This window comes from Coleofasciculus sp. G1-WW12-02 (assembly GCF_040219735.1).
Taxonomy (GTDB): domain Bacteria; phylum Cyanobacteriota; class Cyanobacteriia; order Cyanobacteriales; family Coleofasciculaceae; genus Coleofasciculus.
In genome coordinates this window covers 88,920-95,935 of record NZ_JAVJRX010000191.1, presented here as the reverse complement: position 1 = coordinate 95,935, position 7,016 = coordinate 88,920, and the positions used below count along the sequence as shown (strand labels likewise).

The window sequence follows — 7,016 nt, the reverse complement described above, 5'->3', positions numbered from 1 at the left end:
GAGCAGCAAACTGGCTATCGCATCCGCTGGTAGGTCTTTAACACTTGCCGATAACGTAGTGCGCTTAGCACTTAGGCTGGTAAGCACAGCTTTAACTTATTTGGCTAAAGCTCCGTGTATGCGAGACCGGGGTTGCTTACGTCCTGATCGATGACGGCGCTATACTCCCTCGAAGTGCCTTCAAAGTTAATCAGCCGCAGATTGGTACACAGCTATTATGCTTCATATTGAGGGAGATTTAACAATTTAGATGCCACTGATGAGGACTTGAGGGGACATCTGTGAGCCAGAATACGTTTATGATAATGACACTCACGCCAAATTTTTCGACCACCATAGTTCAAGTGTTGCTGGTTCATCTTGATTCATCCCATGCCTTTGCCCCTGATACCTCCAGGGAATGGACTTGTCCTCAATGGGTCATTGTCCACGACCAAGACATAATAGTTAAGAGAAGCAGGGGGATGTTTCACCGTGACTAAACAGAAGACAATTCAATCGCTGATTGCTGATATTGATAGCCTCCTTGCCAAGTTGGACTCCCGTTTCCCTTGGTCTAAATCCAACGACTTAGCCCACGATCGCCAAGTCCTGGAACGAGTGCGTAGTTATTTGCTGTCGATGCAGCAAGAAGAAATGGCAATGACGCCAACCCAGCAATCAGCCGTTAGACCGATTATGCAAGCGGTGGCTCAAGAAATGGAGAGTATACGCCAACAGGTGAGTGCACCCTTGCTCTCTGAATTGTCTGACTTGCGTCAACAGCGAGAGTCTTTGACCCAAGAAATTCAGCAACTTGAACTCCAAAAACAGCAATTGCTCAATACTTTGACACCGATGGGGAGGGGACAAGAGCAAGCACTCCCAGCATTTGCTCAGGATTTAATTAACCAGTCAACTGAACGCCTGACGCAACAGTTGGCTCAAATACTACTAAATTTAGAAGCCCAACTGCTCAACGCTTCATCAACATCGGGATCACTAGGACAGCAAGCATCGGCGATGATGTCGCCACAAGAACGTTTGCAGCAACTGCGACAACTCCAAAACGAGAGCGATCGCATGTTGATCAATATAGACGCCAACCAACGGACTCTCTTTGAAGCACTCAATCGTGATTTACAGGGGTACCAGCAGTCTTTGTCTCAAGGGATTGACAAAATGCACCGCTTGAGCAATCAAGGAGAGCTGTTATTTACAGCCCTTGTCAATCGCCTCGCTCAGTTATTGGGACGAGAAACCTCAACCTTGGTGCAATCTTCTCTACCCTGGTCAGAGGCGGCGGAATTATCCGAGTCAAGACCCAGTTCAACATCATCAGCACCAAAACCCAGTAGTATCTTTGTCGGAGTTGATCCGGTTTCTCAGCCTGAATTCAACGTAACCCTATCTGCCAACGCCTCAACCCCGTCCTCACAACTGCCGGTTCAGCTTTCGTCTAATATCCCCGATCAGCAATCCACCCAAGAACTGGAGACAGAAAATTTAGCCGAAAATTCCCTAGACGCATTGATTGGCTGGGATATGGATACCCCAATCCCAGTAAACTCAACCCTAAATTATTCAGAATTTACCGATCTAGATTTCTTATTAGACATCGATAGTGAACAGGAGTCCACAACACCATCATTCCTATCCGTCCCAATCATTCAGGCGGACGCCACTAAACCAGTACAACCAGACATTGCCGCTCAAAATGAAGTAGAGAACCGCCACCATGAAATTGATGAGTTGTATAATACCCTATTTGGCACAGACTTTGCTCAAGACACCACTATAAGAGCTTCCGCAAATACCGTCGAGGTGACCGATGCTAATCCCTCAGTTGCCTCAATAACCACAACGGATGGGCAAGAGGATCACTCAACCGATCAGGCTGTAGGCGAGAATGTATCAGTTGAGGTTGCTGATTATCTATTTGACGGAGTTATTGATCCCGCCGAGGAAACGAGTTCACCAGAACCCCGGGTTGAAGGCGTCAATCATGATCTGCTATCTTGGGAAACCTTACTCTTTGAAACCCCAACAACGGACGCCCCGATTGACTCAGAGTTAGTTGCAGCGCCCGAAACAGCAACTCACCCTCACCAGGAAGCACTCAGCGAGTCTCAAGATGTTAAAACGATTACCGCCCTAACCGATTTACTCGATGAAATGGGGTTAAGTTATTCCTCCCCCGTTACCGAACTCCCATCCATGGCGGCGACTCGTGAGGAAGAATGGTTTCTGGAAAACCCAGGGGAAACTAATTCCCCAGTTACTTCAGTTGATGACTACTATATTCCCGCCTCACCAGACGAAGATTTACTGATAAGGGAGGAATTTCAGCAGTTTTCTGGTCAAGAGATTCGCCTAGACCAAAGTACCCTCGATCAGCTTAGTGAAGACCTGAACAGCTTTGAAGCGGTAGACCATCTAAATATTGTCCCTCAGCCATCCCCATCGCGCGATCGCATCGTCCCACCCCCAAGCTTCGATTTAGACTCAATCCAGTCGTTGCCTATGTCAGAGGAGTTGTTAGCAGAAGATTGGGAAGAGTTTGCCCTCCACGACCTATCCCAAGAGGATGTTATCTTCCCAGATTGGCTTTCACCAACCCCCACTGACCTAGACTCCCGCACACCCGATCCTTTGGTGAGTGACTCTGAGGACACGAATCCACCACAATCTCCAGCGTCGGAGGACGTTGCTGATGATTTGTCTGAGGAATCTATTGACATAGAAGGAGAAGATGTGGTAAAAGAATACGTCTTGGAAGATTCAGTAACTCCTGATCAAAATTCCATGAGTCAACCGCAAGAAACGTCTTTAGAGGATGGGGTGAATTAAACCTACTTAAATCTGTGTAAACAGATTGATTCACCCACCAGGGGCAGGATTAGACCTACGTTAGAGCGGTCAAGACACCTACGAATTCGCTAGTTCGCTCTTCTCTGTCGGTTGAGATTAAGGAATGCTCGAAAGGTTTATAGAGCAAGTGTTTCAACCCGAACAAGCCAGACTCTAACCTCCCCGAAGCACACATTACTTAAGGACTGGTCAAACCGACCAATTATGTCAAACTACGTTTTTCTAATCGATGCCAACAAACAACCGATGAATCCTATCCATCCAGCTCACGCTCGGAAACTGATGGAAGCTTGCATTGCCGCGGTCTTCCGTCGTTACCCATTCACGCTGATCATGAATCGAGTGGTAGAGAATATTGTCACCTATCCACTCACGCTTAAGATTGACCCAGGTTCCAAAACAACCGGAATTTCACTTGTGAGCAACCGGGATGAGGTGATTTGGGGTATGGAACTAGAACATCGAGGGCAGCAGATTAAGGACTCTCTGTTAAATCGCAAAGCTGTTCGCAGAGGACGGAGACAGCGCAATACTCGATACCGCAAAGCTCGTATTCTCAAACAGGCTTCATCACCTCTCAAAGATGCTGCGGCGGTTAACGCAACGCGCGGGAAACTGTTCGAGACGTTATCTCGGACTGGGCTTCCTGTAACCACCGGGACAGGCGGACAAACTAAGTACAACCGTACTCGGTTAGGGCTTCCCAAGACACATTGGCTGGACGCTGCCTGTGTTGGCATAACAGAAACGCTTCATATCTTGACTCAAAAGATTCTGCGAGTCAAAGCAACGGGATATGGTACTCGCCGACTATGTCGGATGGATAAATTCGGCTTCCCCTGCTCCAAGCCGCGCCAATCGCACAAAACACGGTGGAAAACAGGTGATATTGCTCGAACCCTTGACGGAGTTGTTGGTCGCGTTGTGGTTCAAAACGAGAAACGCATCGAGGTTCGCGTGAATGGTAAACGTTGCTACTGTAAACCTGACGAGGTTAAACCTATGCACAGAAAGGATGGGTATAGTTATGCCTAGGTTTACAAGGATTTTCAGCCAACTGGAGAACCGCGAACAAGATAGGGATCAGAGTAACAGTGATACTCGTGAAGCAGATAATCTTTAATTTCAAGGGAGGGTCGAGCAATTTAGTTGAATGGCTTCACCATCAAATTCGTTAGTGGATAGGAGTAATCCTCTCTGGTACTTGGGAATTGACTTCGGCACCACAGGTCTGTCGGCGGTTGTGTTGAACCAAAAAACAGGTCAGCACTACCCTCTCTATTGGCAACAGGAATCATCAACCGCCAATCTTCATGGGAGCGATCGCCTGTTTCGTTTACCCACACAAACATATAGTAGTCAGCCATCGGCTCCAAAAACAGCTCCATCAGTCGGTGTTGCTGCTTCAGTGTCTACCTGGGCAAAAGCACTGGGAATAAGAGTGTCCATGGTTAAACCCTATTTGCCATTGGCAATTCCTTACTATTGCCCAGAACGTCGTCAGTGGGAGCCGATGTTACGGTTACCAGATGGACAGGTTCCTCTATACTGGGTGCGACGATCCTTGCAGGCAATGTTGGCAACTTTAACCCCAGAGACTGTTCGCACCAAGACACCATTGCAGGTAGGGGCAATGGATCTAGAATCACAGGTACTGGCAGAAGCTTTGGCACAACTCGAAGGTGTCATTGTTAGTTATCCAGCCGATTGGGGCGATACCTATCAGATTAATGTCCGGGAAGCAGTATTGGCTGCCAAGTTAGTCAAGGAATCTCAACAAATTGTTTTCTTAGAAGATGCGATCGCGTCCCTCTTAGCCGCTTTTCCTACATCTGAACCCCTCTGTCCCCCCTTAACCCCTCAATCCTCCACTCCTGGACGTGGCTGGACTCTGGTGATCGATATTGGCGCAACCACCACGGAATTGGCATTAGTGGATTTGCCTTACAATCTGAGCCAATTAACTTACGCCGACTTTCAGCTTCAGAGTTGGTCTTATGCAGGTCACGCTATTGATCAAGATATCGTTTGGCAGCTACTCTACCCTCAGATGTCTGAGGCGCAATTAGCACAACTGGCTCTCAGCCAGGATTTAGAACGACCCTTACCCGGTCAACCTGACCCCAAAAGACGCGATCGCGCTTTATTCGAGTTACAGCATTCGGCGTTAGGACAGGCGCTACTGAAAGCGGCTGAATACTTGAAGCTGATTTTGCCACACAAAGCCGAATTTACCCTGGAATTGGGTACGTCTCAATGGACGGTGCAGCAAAAAGACTTCAACACTGCTGTGATCACACCGTTTATTGAACAACTCAACCAACAGGTTAACAAGCTGCTAATTCAAGCAGGACAATCCCAACAGGCTATCGGACAAGCCATCTGTACAGGCGGAAGCGCTAAGTTAAAAAAGGTTAAGGAGTGGCTCCAGCACAAACTGCCTAACGCTAAACTCATCCCAGACACTGGACTCCCCCAGACGTGGGTAGCCACTGGACTAGCCAAGTTCCCTCTGTATCCCCATGTCTTTAATCGTTTCCAGCAGCAGTATAGTGACTACTTTCTACTACAGGAATTACTTAAGGCGTTCCCCCCGACAGAGAAGGAATCAGCGATTCGGGATTACACTGTGGCAGAGATTAAGCAACGCTTAGAACGTCAAGGTCTCAACACAGTCGCTTGTTATGAGCGTTTGCTAGGGTTTTTGGACGGTCAGTTACCGTCAGGGTTGCTCCCAGTGAGCGATCGCCTACAGGGGTTCTCTGCAACTTCTCCCCAAAACTCCTCTTATGGTGATCTAGCTGACGCCAAACTATTTTCAACCGTAGGCGATCGGCTTTATCGTGCCAATTTCCAGCAACATGAACGTCTGCGTCAGTACCTGAAACTCCTTGTATCGAGTCTGTCTCAAACCTTTGATGAGCCTTTAATCATTAATTGTAATCATTGGCATAAATAAAGGCTATCGGTAGGAAGATTTTTCTTACCCGCCTTGTATTGTGCGTCTAAATCAGTTGTGAAATAGCATCAGTTGTGAAATAGCAACCCTTACTGGCTAAGCTTTTGGGTCTCATCCGTTTTCACAAATCATTTAGATTGGCTATAGCTTATAAAATAATATACCTCTTTAGATAGATGCCTAAATCTAAGGTAATAGCAAATGTATCACAGCTCACTTTCGGGTTTGATGAGAGATAGTTAGATTCCGCAATCTTCCTTCATCCCAATCCATCATCCTTATAATATCTTCATAATATCTTCATAAAAGAAGACTCCAATTGTAAAGATTTGGTGAAGTGTATCAAAAGGACTATATTTTTTTAGCAAAAATACCAATACTATAGAACATAATAATTAGGCTAACTAACTTACAACTTGTAATACAATTGAACTGACAACATGTTTACTACATCCAACTGTTCCACACCCTGGTCGGGTGATCCTCTTGTTCTCCAAACTTTCCCTCGGTTACGTGTGGCGCATCGGTCGGCGACCTCTCCAATTAAACGGCTTATTGATATTCTGGGAGCCTTGGTTGGCTTGATCATGACAGCCATTCTCGCCATACCCATTGTGATCGCCATCCAAATTGACAATCCAGGTCCTATCTTCTATCGTCAAGTTCGTTGCGGTCTAAAAGGTAAACCCTTTCGCATCTTGAAATTTCGTTCAATGGTTGTAGGCGCTGATCGCATGCAACATTTGGTGGAAAATCAGGCAAAAGGTCATATCTTTAAAAATACAAACGATCCTCGCATCACTCGTGTGGGTCGTTTTTTACGGCGCACCAGCTTGGATGAATTGCCTCAATTTTGGAACGTCCTCAAAGGTGAGATGAGCTTAGTTGGCACTCGTCCGCCCACCCTAAATGAGGTACAAAACTACCAGCAACATCATTGGAAACGATTGAGAACTAAGCCAGGAATGACTGGAGAATGGCAAGTTCATGGTCGCTCTAGTGTTATCGATTTTGAAGATATTGTGTCTATGGATCTGGCTTATCAGCGCAAGTGGTCTGTTGGCTATGACTTTCAGCTCATAGTGAAAACTATCGCTGTAGTCTTGAAGAAGCAAGGAGCGTATTAAGCCAAGGTGGATCTCCATGTAAATTACTATTACCGAAAAAATTACCGATCATTTGTCAATCCTTAATCCTTAAAGAACGT

Annotated in this window: 4 protein-coding genes; all 4 read left to right on the top strand. The window is 46.5% G+C overall.

Going from position 1 to position 7,016, the window contains the following annotated elements; all coding sequences use genetic code 11:
- The first annotated feature begins 474 nt into the window (after window positions 1-474).
- Window positions 475-2,829 carry a hypothetical protein gene (locus tag RID09_RS30100; protein ID WP_446339577.1) on the top strand — a complete coding sequence of 785 codons (2,355 nt, stop codon included), beginning with the start codon at window positions 475-477 and terminating at the stop codon, window positions 2,827-2,829.
- Window positions 2,830-3,054: 225 nt separating this feature from the next.
- Entirely contained in the window at window positions 3,055-3,885 is an 831-nt protein-coding gene (locus RID09_RS30095; RefSeq protein ID WP_446339576.1) for an RRXRR domain-containing protein, read from the top strand.
- A 118-nt stretch (window positions 3,886-4,003) separates the two neighbouring features.
- Window positions 4,004-5,809 (top strand): hypothetical protein, encoded by a 1,806-nt coding sequence (locus tag RID09_RS30090; RefSeq protein WP_446339575.1) that lies wholly within the window; start codon window positions 4,004-4,006, stop codon window positions 5,807-5,809.
- Between the two features lie 440 nt (window positions 5,810-6,249).
- Window positions 6,250-6,936, top strand: a complete 687-nt coding sequence (locus RID09_RS30085) for a sugar transferase (RefSeq protein WP_446339574.1) — start codon at window positions 6,250-6,252, stop codon at window positions 6,934-6,936.
- Window positions 6,937-7,016: the final 80 nt, after the last annotated feature.